This window comes from Burkholderia sp. BCC0322 (genome assembly GCF_902833045.1).
Classification (GTDB): Bacteria; Pseudomonadota; Gammaproteobacteria; order Burkholderiales; family Burkholderiaceae; genus Burkholderia.
This window is the reverse complement of record NZ_CADFDU010000004.1, coordinates 123,359-139,611: the sequence shown is the minus strand read 5'-3', so window position 1 is coordinate 139,611 and position 16,253 is coordinate 123,359. Positions and strand designations below refer to the sequence as shown.

The 16,253-nt window shown below is 66.5% G+C and carries 13 protein-coding genes; 7 read left to right on the top strand and 6 right to left on the bottom strand.

The genetic code is table 11. The features are described from left to right. Positions 1–7: 7 nt before the first annotated feature. The 4 genes from HWX39_RS13825 (at position 8) to HWX39_RS13810 (ending at position 4,370) form a co-directional block, all read left to right on the top strand. Complete coding sequence (locus HWX39_RS13825) at positions 8–970, top strand: VOC family protein (protein WP_175968637.1); 963 nt, start codon at positions 8–10, stop codon at positions 968–970. Continuing rightward, positions 967–2,211, top strand: coding sequence for an FAD-dependent oxidoreductase (locus tag HWX39_RS13820; protein WP_175968636.1), 1,245 nt, complete (start codon positions 967–969; stop codon positions 2,209–2,211). The genes HWX39_RS13825 and HWX39_RS13820 overlap by 4 nt, the downstream gene beginning before the upstream one ends. A 30-nt stretch (positions 2,212–2,241) precedes the next feature. Beyond that, positions 2,242–3,642: an MFS transporter gene (locus HWX39_RS13815; RefSeq protein WP_175968635.1), complete on the top strand. Its 1,401-nt coding sequence runs from the start codon at positions 2,242–2,244 to the stop codon at positions 3,640–3,642. Positions 3,643–3,821: 179 nt separating this feature from the next. Next, positions 3,822–4,370 (top strand): GNAT family N-acetyltransferase, encoded by a 549-nt coding sequence (locus HWX39_RS13810; protein WP_175968634.1) that lies wholly within the window; start codon positions 3,822–3,824, stop codon positions 4,368–4,370. Between the two features lie 125 nt (positions 4,371–4,495). Here HWX39_RS13810 and HWX39_RS13805 read toward each other — a convergent pair whose 3' ends face one another. Next, the gene (locus HWX39_RS13805) at positions 4,496–5,422 is read right to left on the bottom strand and encodes an ADP-ribosylglycohydrolase family protein (RefSeq protein ID WP_175968633.1); all 927 of its coding nucleotides are present in this window, start codon (positions 5,420–5,422) and stop codon (positions 4,496–4,498) included. A gap of 169 nt (positions 5,423–5,591) precedes the next feature. Beyond that, positions 5,592–6,494: a hypothetical protein gene (locus HWX39_RS13800; RefSeq protein WP_175968632.1), complete on the bottom strand. Its 903-nt coding sequence runs from the start codon at positions 6,492–6,494 to the stop codon at positions 5,592–5,594. 317 nt (positions 6,495–6,811) lie between these two features. Here HWX39_RS13800 and HWX39_RS13795 point away from each other — a divergent pair, with 317 nt between their 5' ends. Next, on the top strand, positions 6,812–7,225 hold the full coding sequence (locus HWX39_RS13795; RefSeq protein WP_175968631.1) for a PPC domain-containing DNA-binding protein: 414 nt from the start codon (positions 6,812–6,814) through the stop codon (positions 7,223–7,225). Between the two features lie 87 nt (positions 7,226–7,312). Here the strand turns inward: HWX39_RS13795 and acnB are convergent, their stop codons facing one another. The 4 genes from acnB to HWX39_RS13775 all read right to left on the bottom strand — a co-directional run bounded on the left by acnB (position 7,313) and on the right by HWX39_RS13775 (position 13,033). Then, the gene (gene acnB, locus HWX39_RS13790) at positions 7,313–9,898 is read right to left on the bottom strand and encodes a bifunctional aconitate hydratase 2/2-methylisocitrate dehydratase (RefSeq protein ID WP_175968630.1); all 2,586 of its coding nucleotides are present in this window, start codon (positions 9,896–9,898) and stop codon (positions 7,313–7,315) included. Between the two features lie 823 nt (positions 9,899–10,721). Then, a complete protein-coding gene (locus tag HWX39_RS13785; RefSeq protein WP_175968629.1) occupies positions 10,722–11,195 on the bottom strand; it encodes a nuclear transport factor 2 family protein in 474 nt (157 codons plus the stop codon). Between the two features lie 533 nt (positions 11,196–11,728). Next, positions 11,729–11,977, bottom strand: a complete 249-nt coding sequence (locus HWX39_RS13780) for an adhesin (protein WP_089447941.1) — start codon at positions 11,975–11,977, stop codon at positions 11,729–11,731. Positions 11,978–12,598: 621 nt separating this feature from the next. Then, positions 12,599–13,033, bottom strand: coding sequence for a universal stress protein (locus HWX39_RS13775; RefSeq protein WP_175968628.1), 435 nt, complete (start codon positions 13,031–13,033; stop codon positions 12,599–12,601). A 368-nt stretch (positions 13,034–13,401) separates the two neighbouring features. Between HWX39_RS13775 and HWX39_RS13770 the strand changes: the two genes are divergently transcribed. Together HWX39_RS13770 and HWX39_RS13765 are read left to right on the top strand one after the other, a co-directional pair. Next, positions 13,402–14,886 carry an amidase gene (locus HWX39_RS13770; RefSeq protein ID WP_175968627.1) on the top strand — a complete coding sequence of 495 codons (1,485 nt, stop codon included), beginning with the start codon at positions 13,402–13,404 and terminating at the stop codon, positions 14,884–14,886. Between the two features lie 639 nt (positions 14,887–15,525). After that, complete coding sequence (locus HWX39_RS13765) at positions 15,526–16,212, top strand: hypothetical protein (protein WP_175968626.1); 687 nt, start codon at positions 15,526–15,528, stop codon at positions 16,210–16,212. The last annotated feature ends 41 nt before the right edge of the window (positions 16,213–16,253 follow it).

Here is a 16,253-nt window from a genome sequence, read left to right as displayed (position 1 = left end):
TGACGCAATGAGCATTTTGGGAATCGAGCAGATCACGTACGGCGTCGACGACCTCGCCACCTGCCGGCGCTTCTTCGCCGACTGGGGGATGAGGGAAGTCGCGCACGACGACACGCGCGCGCGCTTCGAGACGCTGAACGGTTGCACCGTGCTGGCCGTGAAGGCCGACGATCCGGCGCTGCCGCCCGCGTTCGAAGCGGGCCCGACGCTGCGTGAAGTCACGTGGGGTGTCGCGACGCAGCAGGATCTCGACGCGCTGCGCACGAAGCTCGCCGGCCAGCCCGGGTATTACGCGCAGGATGACGCGATCGGCTGCATCGACCCGAACGGGATGGCGATCCGTGTCGAAGTCACGCGCAAGCGCGAACTCGACATCACCGGCTCGCCGTCGAACGTGTGGGGCCGGACGCTGCGCGTCGACCAGCCGAGCCCGATCTACCCGCGCGCGGAGCCGGTCGAGGTCGGGCATGTCGTGTTCTTCACGAACTGCCTCGATGCGCAGGAAAAGTTCTATCACGAGCTGCTGGGCTTCGAGACGTCGGATCGTTACCCGGGCCGCGGCGCGTTCATGCGCTGCGCGCCGCACGGCGGCCACCACGACCTGTTCCTGCTCGCGCTGCCGAACGGCAAACGCGGCCTGAACCACGTCGCGTTCACCGTGCGCGATATCCACGAAGTGTTCGGCGGCGGCCTGCACATCGACCGCTGCGGCTGGGAAACGCAACTCGGCCCGGGCCGTCACCCGGTGTCGTCCGCGTACTTCTGGTACTTCCAGAACCCGGCCGGCGGCCTGATCGAGTACTACGCGGACGAAGACGTGCTGACGCCCGAGTGGCAGCCGCGCGAATTCGAGCCGGGCCCGACCGTGTTCGCCGAATGGGCCGTCGACGGCGGCCTCGACGGCCATACGCGCCGGCAGAAGAGCGCGAAGGCGCCGGAAGGCAAGTTCATGACGGAGCGCAAATCATGAGCGACGAGAACTCGCGGGAGCAGGCCGCGCCCGGCACGGTCGTCGTGATCGGCGGCGGCCAGGCCGCCGGCTGGGTGCTGAAGACGCTGCGCGCGGAAGGCTTTGCCGGCCGTCTCGTGATGATCGCGGACGAACCGCATTTGCCGTACGAGCGTCCGCCGCTGTCGAAGGCCGTGCTGGCCGGCGACGCCGACATCGAAACCGTGCGTGTCGTGCGACCCGACGAATTCGACGCGCTGAACGTCGAAGCATGGCAGCCGGAACGCGCGGCATCGATCGACCGTGCGTGCCGCGTCGTGAAGACCGAAAGCGGGCGCGAGATCGAATACGACCGCCTCGTGATCGCGACGGGCGGCACGTCACGCCGTCTGCCGGATTCGATCGTCAGGACGCCGGGCCTGCATTACCTGCGCACGCTCGACGAAGCGGCCGCGCTCGGCGAGAAGCTGCGTGCGAGCCGGCGTGTGCTCGTGATCGGCGGCGGCTGGATCGGCCTCGAAGTCGCGGCGACCGCGCGCAAGCTCGGCGTCGAAGCGGTGGTGGTCGAAGGCGCGCCGCGGCTGTGCGGCCGTTCAGTGCCGCAGATCGTGTCGGATTTCCTGCTCGACCTGCATCGCGCGAACGGCGTCGACGTCCGCCTCGGCGCGGCGCTCGCATCGCTCGACGCGCAGCCGGGCGACGCGTCGAAGGTCCGCGCGACGCTCGCCGACGGTACGACGATCGACGCCGATTTCGCGGTGGCCGGCATCGGCCTCGCGCTGAACGCGTCGCTCGCGAGCGATGCGGGGCTGGCCGTCGACGACGGCATCGTCGTCGACGAATTCGGCGCGACGAGCGACCCGGCGATCTTCGCGTGCGGCGACGTCGCGAACCATCACAACGGCTGGCTGAAGCGGCGCGTGCGGCTCGAATCGTGGGCCAACGCGCAGAACCAGGCGATCGCGGCCGCGAAGGCCGTGCTCGGCGTGCGCGCGCCGTACGCGGAGATTCCGTGGTTCTGGTCCGATCAGTACGACGTGAACCTGCAGATCCTCGGCGATCTGCCGGCCGATGCGCAGCTCGTCGTGCGCGGCGAGCTTGCCGCGCGCCGCGCGACGCTGTTTTTCGTGGGCGAAGGACATGTGAGAGGTGTCGTCGCCATCAACAACGCACGCGAGCTGAAGCTCGCGCGCAAGTGGATGAACCAGGGCCGGGCAGTGGATACGGAAGCGCTGGCAGACACGAGCAAGACTCTGGCCTGACCGGGCGACGAGACACAGGAGACTCCCCGCATGAGCACTTTCGACAACGTCGTGGCCGGTCGCGCCACGATGGAAGCTGCCGCCTCCACGCCCGGCGCGATCATCGCGCGGCTCGAGCGGCTTCCCGCCAACGCGATGCAGATCCGCGCGCGCGTGCTGATCGGCGCCGCGACGTTCTTCGACGGCTTCGACGTGATCACGATCGCCGCGACGCTGCCGCTGCTGATTCACAAATGGGGGCTGTCGCCGACGCAGATCGGCATGCTGATCGCATCCGGCGCGATCGGCCAGCTGATCGGCGCCTTCCTGTTTCCCGCGCTGGCGGAGAAGCACGGCCGCGTGAAGGCGATCGCGTGGAGCTCCGCCGTGATCGGCATCACGAGCATCGCGTGCGGCTTCGCGCCGACGTTCGAGATCTTCGTGCTGCTGCGGATTTTGCAGGGCCTGGGCCTGGGCGGCGAGCTGCCGGTGGCCGCGACGTACATCAACGAGATCACGCGCGCGCATGGCCGCGGCCGCTTCGTGCTGCTGTACGAGATCGTGTTCCCGATCGGCCTGCTCGTGTCGATGGCGCTCGGTGCGTGGCTCGTGCCGCGCTTCGGCTGGGAAATCATGTACTTCGTCGGCGGGCTGCCGCTGATCCTGTCGCTCGTGCTCACGCGCCTCGTGCCGGAATCGCCGCGCTGGCTCGCGTCGCGCGGGCGGCTCCCGGAAGCCGGGCGAGCGGTCGGCGTGTTCGAGGCGTCGGTGCGTGGCGAGCTGCCGCCGGTCACGCAGGTGGCCGCGTTCGACGAGATGGTGCGCCAGCATCCGAAGCGCAAGATGAGCGACCTGTTCAGCGCCGCGTATCGCAAGCGCACGCTCGCGGTGGCGACGTTGTGGGCGACCTGCGGGTTCATCCAGTACGGGCTGTCGACATGGCTGCCGACGATCTACAAGAACTTCTATCACGCACCGCTGCAGCTCGCGCTGAACCTCGCGGTGATCGGCTCGGTGATGGGCGTGCTCGGGTCGCTGGCGTCGGCGCTGCTGGTCGACAAGCTCGGCCGCAAGCCGGTGATCGTGTGGTCGTTCGTGCTGTGCGCACTGTCGCTGGCGTTCGCGGGCTTCTATCACGCGTCGTCGGTGTATGTCGTGTCGATCTTCTGCTCGCTGTCGCTCGGCTTGATGGCGTCGGGATTCATTACCGCGTACGTCTATACGCCGGAGCAGTATCCGACGAGCATCCGCGCGTCGGGCTGCGGGCTCGGCAGCGCATGGCTGAAGATCGCGTCGTTCGTCGCGCCGATGGTGGTGCCGCACGCGATCATCGGCGGCAACCTCGCGCCGGCGTTCTACCTGATCGGCATCGTGCCGCTGATCGCAGCCGTGACCGTGCACTTCGTCGGGATCGAGACGAAGGGGAAGGTGCTCGAAGCGCTCGAAGCGTAAGCGCGGCCGGCCGGCGGTATCGGATGAGGTGGAGAGGCCCGGGCGATGTCCGGGCCTTGTTGTTTGGCGGCGATCCGGTTGTTGCGGAGAGGCGCGACGGATCGTTCGAATGCGTGACATAGCCGACTTTCGGCCTGCATGTTCTAATTCACGATCCCGTTTTTCGACCGACTGTCGCCATGCCCCTGTTCGAACCTGTCACGCTGCATACTTCCCGCCTCGTCCTGCGGCCGCTACGCGAAGCGGATGCGCGTGCCTTCTTCGAGATCTGGTCGGATGCGGAAGCGATGCGCTATTTCTCGTTCTCGCCGATGACGCATATCGACCAGGCGATCGAGCGCGTCGCGCGCAACGTGAAGACGTCCGCGAGCGGGCAGGACCTGATCTGCGTGCTCGAATCGCGGGAAACCGGCGAGGCGCTCGGCGAATGCGTGCTGTTCCATGCGAACGAGCAATGCCGGCGCGCCGAGATCGGCTTCAGCCTGCGGCGTAAGTGCTGGCGTGGCGGATACATGCGCGAGGCGGCATCGGCCATGATCGATCACGCATTCGGCACGCTGCGGCTGAACCGGCTCGAAGCCGATCTCGATCCGCGCAACGTCGCGTCTGCGGGGCTGCTCGAACGGCTGGGCTTCGTGCGGGAAGGGCTGCTGCGCGAACGCTGGATCGTCGGTGACGAAGTGTCGGACAGCGCGCTGTACGGGTTGCTGGCGAGCGACCGGCGCTGATGCTGCTGCGGCAGCAGCGGATCATTTCGCGGCAGGAACGATCGCGTACGCGTTGATGCAACGACGCGAGGCAATCGGGTTCGGCCCGCCAGGTTCGACTCGGCGGCCGGCCGATGAGGTCGTATTCATAACTTCGCGAGCCAGCCCTCGACCATCTCTTTTCCGCGCAACATTGTAACCCATCGATCGGGCAACGCCTGTTCGCCGTACTGCGCGCCGGCGAGGCCGCCGGCGATGGCCGCGGTCGTATCAGTGTCGTTGCCGAGCGCGATCGCGCGCTTCACGCAGTCCTCGTAGCTGCCCGTCGACAGAAGGCAATGGATCGCCGACCAGAAACTGTCGACCACATAACCCGATCCTTGCGGAGCGTCGAAGCGGCCGTCGAGCACGATCTTCAGTTCGATTTCGTCGGCCGTGCCTTCGTAGTGCGCGAGCAGTTCGTCCTCTGCCGCGCGCACCGCGTCGGGCGCGGGCTGGCCGTCGACGATCCTCAGCGCCGTCAGGCAATAGAGCGCGCAGCAAAGCTGCGAACGCACGTGGCCATGCGTGACGATGCTCTGCTTGTGCGCGAGCCGGATCGCGTCGTCGCGTGACGCGGCGACCATCACGACGGGGAAGCAGCGCATCAGCGAGCCGTTGCCGTTGTCGCGCTCGTCGCGGGGGCCGGCCGCTGCGGGCGCGGCGCCGGCCGCCAGCGCATGGAACGCGCGTTGAGTCTGCAGGCCGACGTCGAATACGCGGCCGTCCGGCGTGAATGCGCCGCGATTGAACCAGTTCAGCAGGTTGCCGGCGAACGTATCGAGATTCAGGTCGTGCTCGCGCAGCAGTGCGTCGAGCAGCGCGAGCGCCTGCGCACCGTCGTCGCTCCAGGTGCCGGGCGGTACGCCGTCGTGCGCGCGAGCGAAGCCCGGCGGCGGGATCATGTCGATCCCGGCAGGCGGCGGAATGGAAGCGGCGCCGTGGAATTCGTACGGCACGCCGAGCGCGTCGCCGATCAGCAGGCCAAGCAGGCCGCCGCGCAGGCGGGATCGTCGGTTCGGAATCGGTGTCATCAAAGGGAATTCGGATTGGGGCGGCTTGCGCCGGGGAAGACAGTGCACAAGATCTCGAGCTGAACCCCGTCATTATGCAGTCGCCGCCAAGTGACGTACTGTTCCGGCTGTTCGCCGGGCGCCTTCGCGCGGTGGCGGCCGCAGTCGCTGTTGAAACGACCCACGATGATTACGTCAACGCCCGCCCGGCCACCACGTCGACAGGCATTTCACGCTCCAGGGCCCTGGCGGCGAGTTCCCCGACCCAGTCTGCATCGGAGGGATCGACGACGCCATATTGGGCCGGCGAAAAAAAAGCAAAGAGGTGAGCCGCCGCAGTCAGGCGTTCGCATTCGGCGTGAGACAGCAGACAGGACGTCACGGTCAATGGCGCGGCCGGTCCACTCCATCTCAATCCGATGCGGATATGGGTGCGCGGCGCAAATGCGATTGCCAATTCTCGCCTCGGGATCAACCATTTCGTCTCCAAGGGGAACGTTGGCGGCCTGTACCAATTGTCAGCCGCAATCAGATCAGCCAGCACCAGCCAATGACCGACGGACGTTCGGGCCAGGATCCACTGTCTCACTCGGGCCTTGCTGGATCTGAGCTTGCCGTCGATCCATTCCTCGACGTAGAGGGGCTCCGGATCGTAGTCGTCCGACCACACGACGATGGCTGAACATAGCGTATGGCGCTCCAGTTCGACATGCCCGTTGGACGGCATTTCTCGCCAGTACCGCTGTCGGGTACCGTACGTCGCGACGCACCAGTTCAGGCCGATCCACACTGCGATGAAGAGCGCCGTGACCCATATGAGGGTGACGACTGTTCCGTCAACCGCGCGATCCATATCAAAGGCCGGATCGACCATTCCGCGGTATGCAAGTATGCCCAGCAAATACGTGAGCACCGGGATCACAGGCCCGAATACGACCGGCAACGCCAGAATGGCGAGCCAGTTTCGGACATGCACGCTCCCCGCCGACTTGGCGCGCGCACGCTCCTCATCGCTCATCGCCGCGATTTCCCGCGCGGCAATCTCGTCGCTCGGCGTGTGGAACCGCTCATACGTATTCTGGCATTTGGGCATTCGTCGGGGCGTTCGATGAAAAGGGGGCGATAAGGCAGGGGTTTCCTCGAGGAACTGATTCTTGCATACGTCAGGGTCGGTTTTCAGACGGACGCATATGCGTTCCCTACGGAAAACAAAGCCGATGCGCTGCGGCCGGTGCAAAACCATGTCGCACGGGCCCGTATGCGCAGGTGGCCCGGAGTCGAACGGTAGCGGTTGAAACGACGCCGGGAAGACACCGACGCGCGGGGATCATCGCGGGCGGGTGACTTGCCGGATTCACCGGGCGAACGTACGCTTGGTCGATACCACGATCGACCCACAGGTTCTCGACCATGCAAGCCCATCCCCTGCGTCTTTCCCCCGGCGACGATTTGCGCGGCGCCATCGAGGCAGCGCTACAGCAGCGTGAAGCGCACGCCGCCTTCGTGATCCAGGGCATCGGCAGCCTGAGCGTCGCGCAATTGCGCTTCGCCGGCGTCGACCAGCCGACCGAGCTGCGCGGCGACCTCGAAATCCTGACGCTGGCCGGCTCGGTGTCGCCGGACGGCGCGCACCTGCACATGTCGATCTCGGATGCGGCCGGCCGCGTGACGGGCGGCCATGTGGCGAGCGGCTGCGTGGTGCGCACGACGGCCGAGATCCTGCTCGCGCTGCTGCCCGCGCATCGCTTCTCGCGCGAGCTCGACGCGGGCACCGGCTTCAACGAGCTGGTGATCCGGCGCGAGCCGGACGCCGACACCGCATGAAAAAAGGCGCCGCAGGCCTTTCAGCCTGCGGCGCCTTTTCGCGGTGGCGCTGCGACGTCGACCACCCGTCGCAGCCCGACTGCGTGCTTACACCTGCACGGTGTCGGCCACTTCCTTGAAGTCTTCGATCTGGTCGAAGTTCATGTACTTGTAGATCTTGTCGCCGTTCGCGTTGAGCACGCCCATGTCGGCCATGTACTCTTCCTTGGTCGGGATCTTGCCCAGACGCGAGCAGATCGCCGCCAGTTCCGCCGAGCCGAGATACACGTTCGTGTTCTTGCCGAGACGGTTCGGGAAGTTACGGGTCGACGTCGACATGACCGTTGCGCCTTCGCGTACCTGAGCCTGGTTACCCATGCACAGCGAGCAGCCCGGCATTTCGGTGCGCGCGCCAGCCGTGCCGAACACGCCGTAGTGGCCTTCTTCGGTCAGCTGCTTCTGGTCCATCTTGGTCGGCGGCGCGACCCACAGCTTGACCGGGATGTCGCGCTTGCCTTCGAGCAGCTTCGATGCGGCGCGGAAGTGACCGATGTTGGTCATGCACGAGCCGATGAACACTTCGTCGATCTTCGCGCCGGCGACGTCGGACAGCGTCTTCACGTCGTCCGGGTCGTTCGGGCAGGCGACGATCGGCTCGTGGATGTCGGCGAGGTCGATCTCGATGACGGCCGCGTACTCGGCGTCGGCATCCGGCGACAGCAGTTGCGGGTCGGCCAGCCACTGCTCCATCGCCGCGATACGGCGCTGCAGGCTGCGCGGATCCTGGTAGCCCTGCGCGATCATCCACTTCAGCAGCGTGACGTTGCTGTTCAGGTATTCGATGATCGGTTCCTTGTTCAGGTGCACCGTGCAACCGGCGGCCGAACGCTCGGCCGACGCATCCGACAGCTCGAACGCTTGCTCGACCTTCAGGTCGGGCAGGCCTTCGATTTCGAGGATGCGGCCCGAGAAGATGTTCTTCTTGCCTTGCTTGGCGACCGTCAGCATGCCTTGCTTGATCGCGTACAGCGGGATCGCGTTGACGAGGTCACGCAGCGTGACGCCCGGCTGCATCTTGCCCTTGAAGCGGACCAGCACCGATTCCGGCATGTCCAGCGGCATCGTGCCGGTGGCGGCCGCGAACGCGACCAGGCCCGAGCCTGCCGGGAAGCTGATGCCGATCGGGAAGCGCGTGTGCGAATCGCCGCCGGTGCCGACGGTGTCGGGCAGCAGCATGCGGTTCAGCCACGAGTGGATCACGCCGTCGCCCGGGCGCAGCGCGATGCCGCCACGCGTGCTGATGAAGTTCGGCAGCGTCTGGTGCGTTTTCACGTCGACCGGCTTCGGATACGCGGCGGTGTGGCAGAACGACTGCATCACGAGGTCGGCCGAGAAGCCGAGGCACGCGAGATCCTTCAGTTCGTCGCGGGTCATCGGGCCCGTGGTGTCCTGCGAGCCGACCGAGGTCATCTTCGGTTCGCAGTACGTGCCCGGGCGGACGCCCTGGCCTTCCGGCAAACCGCATGCGCGGCCGACCATCTTCTGCGCGAGCGAGAAGCCCTTGCCGCTGTCGGCCGGCTGGTGCGGCAGGCGGAACAGCGTCGACGGCGCGAGGCCCAGCGCTTCGCGCGCCTTCGCGGTCAGGCCGCGGCCGATGATCAGCGGAATGCGGCCGCCGGCGCGCACTTCGTCGAACAGCACGTCGGACTTGACCTGGAATTCGGCGATCACGTTGCCGTCCTTCAGCGCCTTGCCTTCGTACGGGCGCAGTTCGACCACGTCGCCCATTTCCATCTGCGACACGTCGAGCTCGATCGGCAGCGCGCCGGCGTCTTCCATCGTGTTGTAGAAGATCGGGGCGATCTTGCCGCCGAGGCACACGCCGCCGAAGCGCTTGTTCGGGACGAACGGGATGTCTTCGCCCGTGAACCACAGCACCGAGTTGGTGGCCGACTTGCGCGAGGAGCCGGTGCCGACCACGTCGCCCACGTAAGCGACCAGATGACCCTTTTCCTTCAGCGATTCGATGAACTTGACCGGGCCGCGCTTGCCGTCTTCTTCCGGCGTGATGCCCGGGCGCGCGTTCTTCAGCATCGCCAGCGCGTGCATCGGGATGTCCGGGCGGGTGGTCGCGTCCGGGGCCGGCGACAGGTCGTCGGTGTTGGTTTCGCCCGTCACCTTGAAGACGGTGATGGTCAGGCTTTGCGGCACTTCCGGACGGCTCGTGAACCATTCGGCGTCGGCCCAGCTTTGCAGCACGGCCTTCGCGTGCACGTTGCCCTGGTCGGCGAGTTCCTTGACGTCATGGAACTGGTCGAACATCAGCAGGGTTTTCTTCAGTGCGTCGGCGGCCACGGCAGCGACGGCTTCATCGGACAGCAGCTCGATCAGCGGCTGGATGTTGTAGCCGCCCAGCATCGTGCCGAGCAGCTCGGTCGCGCGTTCGCGCGAGATCAGCGGGCAGGCGGTCTCGCCCTTGGCCACGGCGGCCAGGAAGCCGGCCTTCACGCGGGCGGCTTCGTCGACGCCGGCAGGCACGCGATGGGTGATCAGGTCGACCAGCGTCTGCTCTTCGCCGGCGGGCGGGTTGGTCAGCAATTCGACCAGTTCGGCGGTCTGCTGAGCCGTCAGCGGCAGGGGAGGAATACCGAGCGCGGCGCGGGCGGCCACGTGAGCACGAAAGTTTTCAAGCATGGGGAGACCTGCTGATATTGCGTTTGAGGGGAAGGCCTTGCCGGCACTCCGGGGCTGTTCCAGACACTGCTTTGCAGCGGAATTCTAATCTCAATGCGCTTTAACGTCAAATGTCTTATGTCTTATATAAGAGTTGCGGTTGGGGCGCGGGAAAGCATGGTGGTGCGGTGGAGTCGGTCGGTTCGGGCGTGTAGCGCTGGCGCGGGTGGGGGTGCGTGCGGGCGAGGTGTTGCGGGGTACCCGGCTGCCGCCGGAAGGTGCGGAGAGCGGCGGGGCGGTGGGCCCGATGTGCTCCGGGATCGTCCGTCCGCATCAGGCGCCTCCGTTGTCGGCTTGGACTGCCGTCATGCGAACTGACGCGTATCGTTCGAGGCCGCGACCGGCGACGTGCGCTGCCGGTAACGAGGTGCCGGGAGTCAGGTTGCCGGCGGCGCATTCGTCTGCGCAAGCACGCAAGAAACGTTACGCACAGGCCGCTTTCGCGCGCCTGTGCTCTATTTCACGCGGATTTCAATCAGGTTTCAGAAATCGGGGTGAGCACCGGCGCGCACCGGTCGCTCCGTCCCGAACGACCGCGAGCCCTTAAATCCCGTCGATCGAGAACATGTGCTCCAGGGAATCAATTTTCGTGGTGTTGTCGCTCGTCGCATCGTCGCTGGTTCATGCGGCCGCGACCGATCGCTAGGGCAAGGAGCGCGTCGGCCCGCATCCCGAAGCCGACGAAAGCGGGTATCGCCGGTACGGTCTCAAGCATCCGGACGGTGTGCTGCCCGACATGGCTTGCGACCTGATCGACGCGACGATGAAGCCATGCCGGTGAGTGCTATTTCCGTTTCGCGCGATACGCGTCGAGATTCTTCCGCGCCTGCGCGCGGATTGCCCGTTGCACGAAAGGGGTCCAGCCCAGCAGGGCGCCTTTCAGTCCCAGCGCCTGGCGCGACCAGCGCCACAGGTCGAAGCTGTCGCGATGTTCGACGATGAGTCCGTCGCGAAACCGGAACCGCGCATCGATCCGGTTGACCACCATGCGGTTGGTCGCGGTGAACCGGTATTGCGCGATCCACTTGGCGCGCCCGGTCTGTTGATCCGCGTCGACGTCGCCGAACGTCAATGAAAAGTCCTGTGCACGCGCGACCAGCATGCGCCACATGTCGCGTGCGAGGTCGCCGCGCAGCTCGCCGAACGCGGGGTCGAAGAACACGACGTCATCGGCATAGCAGGCGAGCATCCGGTCGATGTCGCGCTGCTGGAACGCCGTGTAGAAGCGCTGGATCAACTCGGTGTGCGGATGGCTCATCTCTGGATGGGGTGTCGTTGCAGATGAAGCAGGGTTTCGGTGCGTCGGCCGGATGCCGGGCAAGCCACTGTAGCGGAAATCGAACAGGCTGTCGCCGGTCGCGGCGGCTGCATGCGCCGCTCGAAAAGGCGCTGCAAGACGTGAGCGACAGCACCGCGCGCGCTGCGGGCTCCGGCACGCCGCTGTGTCCGATTCCGCCGTCGGTGCACGGCGACGATCGCAGCGAATACTCGAGTGACGGGCCCGGCCACTACGCATACGAGATCGTCGGCGACACGATGCTACATCGGCCGATTAGTCGACTGGTTTGGCGATTACCGGAAGGACGGCCTGGTCGCGCAGCTGTCGATGCGTCTTCCCCGCGACGAGTCGGACCGCGAGCAGACGTTCAGCGTGAACGGCATCCGGGCCGTGACATCCGTCGCGACATCGATCGAGAAAATGACCGTGAGCAGCGGGAATGGATGTTGGCGTGCGCGGCTCCGGTTCGGCCGTCGTGACCCGGTCGCGACCGGAGCGTCGACGGACACCCGTCAGCGGCTTGCCAGCGCGACATCCTGGTTGCCGCGCCCCGTCACCAGGCAGCCCGACATGAAGGCCTCGCTCTGGCTGCTGGCAGCGGCTTCGCCGAAGCCGCGGCCGAGCGCGTCGACCTTCACTTGCGCGGCGCCCTGTTCGCACGCGAGTGGGCTGGTGTCGCGGCCCTGCGCATGCAGGATCGCGCGATCGCCAATGAGATAGGCCAGCAGTGCGAAAACAGCGATATGTACGGCTCGTCTCATGGTTCGTCTCCTCGTTGCCCAAGCGTAACGCGGACCCGTCTGACGAAGCACTTGGGGGTTCCCCCGGTAAACGTCTGCTGAAATCGCGGGCGCCAGGTGATCCTGTCCCGTTTTTCGTGGATTTTGGGACGAAGGAAGGCGCGGCTTCAGGGTGCCTGGCAGACGAAACCGGGCGGGCGGCGACGCATTCGCGCGACGGTTTTCTGCGCGACAGGCGCGCGATTCACGGGAGTTTGACGAATGTCAGGGTACGGACGGGAGGGGGCGGTCGCGCAGCCGTTCGAGGCGATAGCATGAACGCATGATTTGACGGGGCGCGATCGCGGAGGCATGCATCGGTTCCGGCAAGCAGGCACGTGCTGAACATCGCTATCGAATTAGTGAGGAATCCAAATGCTTAACGTCTCTTCCGTCCTGATCAGCCTCGCCCCGATGTGGGCCATCCTGCTTGTTGCGTCTTCGGCAGCCGCCTATTTCGTGTTCTGGCGCAAGGTCATCAAGTAAGCGCCGGGTCAACGCCGGTGCAGGTGTGAGCGGCAGCGCGCACAAGCGCACCGCTCGTTGCAAACCCGGCGTCCGTCAGCGTACGCGCCCTCGACGCGCCGCCGCGCGTCATCCCCGTCATTGCACGGCCGTGACCGGCACATTCGAAATCCGCACCAGCCGGTTCATCACGCTGCGGCGGAACACCGACATCAGTGCATGCAGCGGATCGTGCCTCGGTGCGACGACCACGATCTCGTCACATCCCGTTTCTGCCGCGACGGACGCGATCGTATCGGCCACCGGGCCCACCTTCATCACGACGCTGTACTTGACGCCGGCGTCCTGCAGGATCCGTTCGGCCATGGCCAGATCGTCCGACGCGAACTTCTCCTCGATCGAACGCAGCCGCGACAGCGGATGGTAGGCCTCGAGCCGCGTCGATTCGAGCGGCGCCTGAACGTTGATCAGCACGATCTCCGATGCGCACCGTTCGCGATACAGGAAGGTCGCATGGCGAACCGCCTGAAGCGAGCGGGGAGAGTGGCCGACCGGAACCAGCAGCTTGAGCATGAACGTTGTCCAAGGAAACGAGATGATTCCAGCGTAGCGCGCCGCCGGGCCGAACGATCTAAAGAGAACGGGTGACCGCGTAAAAATGTCGTTAACGCGTGCCGTCTCGTGCCGCACCTAATAGAAATATAAGAAATTTAAGTTTATGCGCATAAACGATTTCATCGGCCGGGGCGGCGCGCGCGAAGCGTGGCCCGCCGCCCCGATTCAGTCGGAACCGCAATGAATCGCGGCGGAAAATATCGGAGGTCGCCGATCCGGCGTCGCGTAGAGTAGTGCATCGGCCGCGGCGCGGCCGCTCCCGGCCGGTTCGGGAGCGACCGCCGCCATGCGGCCCGCCATTCCCTTCCGATTCCAGGAGACTCCGCATGCCGTACGGCGCCCCGCAGCTTCTTGCTCCCGCTTCCATCCCCGTCGACCCGATCGTGAGCCTGTCGGCGGGCGAGCTCGCGGCGGCGATCCGCAGCAGGGCCGTGTCGTGCGTCGAGACGATGCGCGCGTATCTCGATCACGTCGAGCGCGTGAACGGCGCGGTCAACGCGATCGTCGCGCTGCGCGATCGCGACGCGCTGCTTGCCGAAGCCGAGGAAAAGGATGCCGCGCTGGCGCGCGGCGAGTACCACGGCTGGATGCACGGGATGCCGCAGGCGCCGAAGGATCTGGCGATGACGAAGGGGTTGCGGACGACCTACGGCTCGCCGATCTTCCGCGAGAACGTGCCGCAGGCCGATTCCGTGGGCGTCGCACGGATGCGCGCGGCCGGCGCGATCTTCATCGGCAAGACCAACACGCCCGAATTCGGGCTCGGCTCGCACACGTTCAACGAGGTCTACGGCGCGACGCGCAACCCGTACGATCTGACGAAGAGCGCGGGCGGCAGCAGCGGCGGCACGGCGGCGGCGCTTGCGTCGCGGATGCTGCCGGTGGCGGACGGCAGCGATTTCGGCGGTTCGCTGCGCAATCCGGCCGCGTTCTGCAACATCTACGGCTTCCGCCCGTCGCAGGGCCGCGTGCCGCGCTGGCCGGGCGTCGACGTGTTCGTGCAGCAGCTCGGCATCGAAGGGCCGATGGGCCGTACGGTCGGCGACGTCGCACAGCTGCTCGCGATCCAGGCCGGCTACGACCGCAACGATCCGCTGTCGCTCGCGGAAGATCCGGCCGTGTTCGCGCAGCCGCTCGACGCCGACCTGCGTGGCAAGCGCATCGCGTGGGTCGGCGACTGGAGCGGCTATCTCGCGACCGAGGCCGGTGTGCTCGCGCTGTGCGAGCGAGGGCTGGCGACGCTGCGCGAGATCGGCTGCGACGTCGATGCCGCGCTGCCGGCGTTCGCGCCCGACCGGATCTGGCGCCTGTGGCTCACGCACCGGCACCTGCTGTCCGGCGGCGGGCTGCTTGCGCACTATCGCGATCCGGCGCGGCGCGCGCTGCTCAAGCCCGAGGCGATCTACGAGGTCGAAGGGCTGCTCGCGATGCAGGGCGCGGCCGTGTTCGACGCGAGCGTCGAGCGCACCGCGTGGCACCAGGCCGTGCTGAGCTTCTTCGACCGTTACGACTTCATCGCGGCGCCGACCGCGCAGGTGTTTCCGTTCGACGTCGAGCAGCGCTGGCCGAAGGAGATCGCGGGCCGCCCGATGGATACCTACCACCGCTGGATGGAAACGGTCGTGCCGTGGACGCTGGCCGGCTGCCCGGTGATCAGCGTGCCGGTCGGCTTCAACGACGCGGGGCTGCCGATGGGGATGCAACTGATCGGGCGTCCGCGTGCCGATCTCGCCGTGTTGCAGCTCGCGCGCGGCTACGAGCAGGCGGCTGACTGGGTCGGCGGGCGGTTGCCGGCGTGGATGGCTGCGTAACGCGGAGTGGGTCGATAGCCGGAAGCCGAAGCCGAAGCCGAAGCCGAAAGCCGAAAGCCGAAAGCCGAAAGCCGAAAGCCGAAAGCCGAAAGCCGAAAGCCGAAAGCCGAAAGCCGAAAGCCGAAAGCCGAAAACCGAAAGCCGAAAGCCGAAAGCCGAAAGCCTGTTGCGGATCGTGCATGGCAGATGGAGAAGCGGGCGGCGGAAAGCCGCCCGTTTTGCGTTGATGCGCGACCGTGTGGTTCGTAGGCGCGCGTCACGCCGCGCACGGGCGTGTTGTGCGACGGTATGGCGTTATGTCACTGACGCTCGACAGCACGTCCCGCGTCGCCGCTGGTTCGGTCGACGGAGCGTTCGAAGTGCAGCGCGGCACGCGGGATGGCTGGCGAGCCACCTCCGGCATCGCTTGCGAAAGCCGACAACCGTCGTCATCGATTGATGCGGTGCGAGAACGAATTGCGGCACACGCCAGGAAATCGCCCGGCAAACGCGGACGAATCCCCATGAGCACGTACCGTGGCCGCGGAATTGCAAGCGGTAGCACGGCGTGATTTCGTTTCGATGTGTTTCAGTCGTTGCGGCGGCGCGCGGCGCGCTTCGACAATATCGACCTCAACCATTCCGGCACGAGGAAAACACATGAAGCAGATTCGCGCGACGGGCCGGCACCTGGCCTCGGCAGGCATCGCGCTCGGCATCCTGGCAAGCGGTGCCGCGCATGCCCAGCTCGACCTGCAGTCGATCGGCGCATCGCTGCTCGGCGGCGGGCAGCAGCAGGCGGCGCCCGCGCAGGGCGGTGTCGCGCAACTGCTGCAGGCCTATGTCGGCGCGAACCAGCAGGTGCTGACCGGCCAGTCTTCGCTCGCGTCGGCGATGGGGCTCACCGGCGCGGCCGGGCAGGCGCAGCAGGCCGCAAGCCAGCTGGCGGGCGGCGATGCGCTGACGCCAGCTGCGTTGTCGCAGATGGGCGGCGCGCAGCAATCGGTGTCGCAGGCGCTCGGCCAGGCATTCGCGAGCGGCGGCGCGACGCACGGGCCGATCGACAAGCAGGCGTTCAGCAACGGCCTCGCGTCGCTCGGGCAGGGGCTCTCGCAGTATTCGCAACTGCAGTCGGGGCTCGGCAATCTCGGCTCGACGAGCGCGGCATCGCTGTTGCAGTCGGGCCTGAATCCGCAGAACATGCAGGCGGCGTCGTATATCGCGCAAACCGCGCCGGGCCAGTTGCAGTCGCTCGCGACGACGCTCGGCCAGGCCGTGCAGTTCGCGACGAGCCAAGGCATTTCGGTGCCGACAGTTGCATCGTCCGCGCTGAAGCTGCTGCCGTAACGTTGCGCGGGGCCGCGCGCGATGCGGTGCCGGCATTGCAC

What these genes read in the sequence shown, in the direction of transcription:
- HWX39_RS13770 (WP_175968627.1), top strand. Translation starts at nt 13,402, where the DNA reads ATGCCGTACGGCGCCCCGCAGCTTCTTGCTCCCGCTTCCATCCCCGTC.
- HWX39_RS13805 (WP_175968633.1), bottom strand. Translation starts at nt 5,422, where the DNA reads ATGACACCGATTCCGAACCGACGATCCCGCCTGCGCGGCGGCCTGCTT.
- HWX39_RS13780 (WP_089447941.1), bottom strand. Translation starts at nt 11,977, where the DNA reads ATGAGACGAGCCGTACATATCGCTGTTTTCGCACTGCTGGCCTATCTC.
- HWX39_RS13775 (WP_175968628.1), bottom strand. Translation starts at nt 13,033, where the DNA reads ATGCTCAAGCTGCTGGTTCCGGTCGGCCACTCTCCCCGCTCGCTTCAG.
- HWX39_RS13815 (WP_175968635.1), top strand. Translation starts at nt 2,242, where the DNA reads ATGAGCACTTTCGACAACGTCGTGGCCGGTCGCGCCACGATGGAAGCT.
- acnB (WP_175968630.1), bottom strand. Translation starts at nt 9,898, where the DNA reads ATGCTTGAAAACTTTCGTGCTCACGTGGCCGCCCGCGCCGCGCTCGGT.
- HWX39_RS13765 (WP_175968626.1), top strand. Translation starts at nt 15,526, where the DNA reads ATGAAGCAGATTCGCGCGACGGGCCGGCACCTGGCCTCGGCAGGCATC.
- HWX39_RS13800 (WP_175968632.1), bottom strand. Translation starts at nt 6,494, where the DNA reads ATGCCCAAATGCCAGAATACGTATGAGCGGTTCCACACGCCGAGCGAC.
- HWX39_RS13820 (WP_175968636.1), top strand. Translation starts at nt 967, where the DNA reads ATGAGCGACGAGAACTCGCGGGAGCAGGCCGCGCCCGGCACGGTCGTC.
- HWX39_RS13795 (WP_175968631.1), top strand. Translation starts at nt 6,812, where the DNA reads ATGCAAGCCCATCCCCTGCGTCTTTCCCCCGGCGACGATTTGCGCGGC.
- HWX39_RS13810 (WP_175968634.1), top strand. Translation starts at nt 3,822, where the DNA reads ATGCCCCTGTTCGAACCTGTCACGCTGCATACTTCCCGCCTCGTCCTG.
- HWX39_RS13825 (WP_175968637.1), top strand. Translation starts at nt 8, where the DNA reads ATGAGCATTTTGGGAATCGAGCAGATCACGTACGGCGTCGACGACCTC.
- HWX39_RS13785 (WP_175968629.1), bottom strand. Translation starts at nt 11,195, where the DNA reads ATGAGCCATCCGCACACCGAGTTGATCCAGCGCTTCTACACGGCGTTC.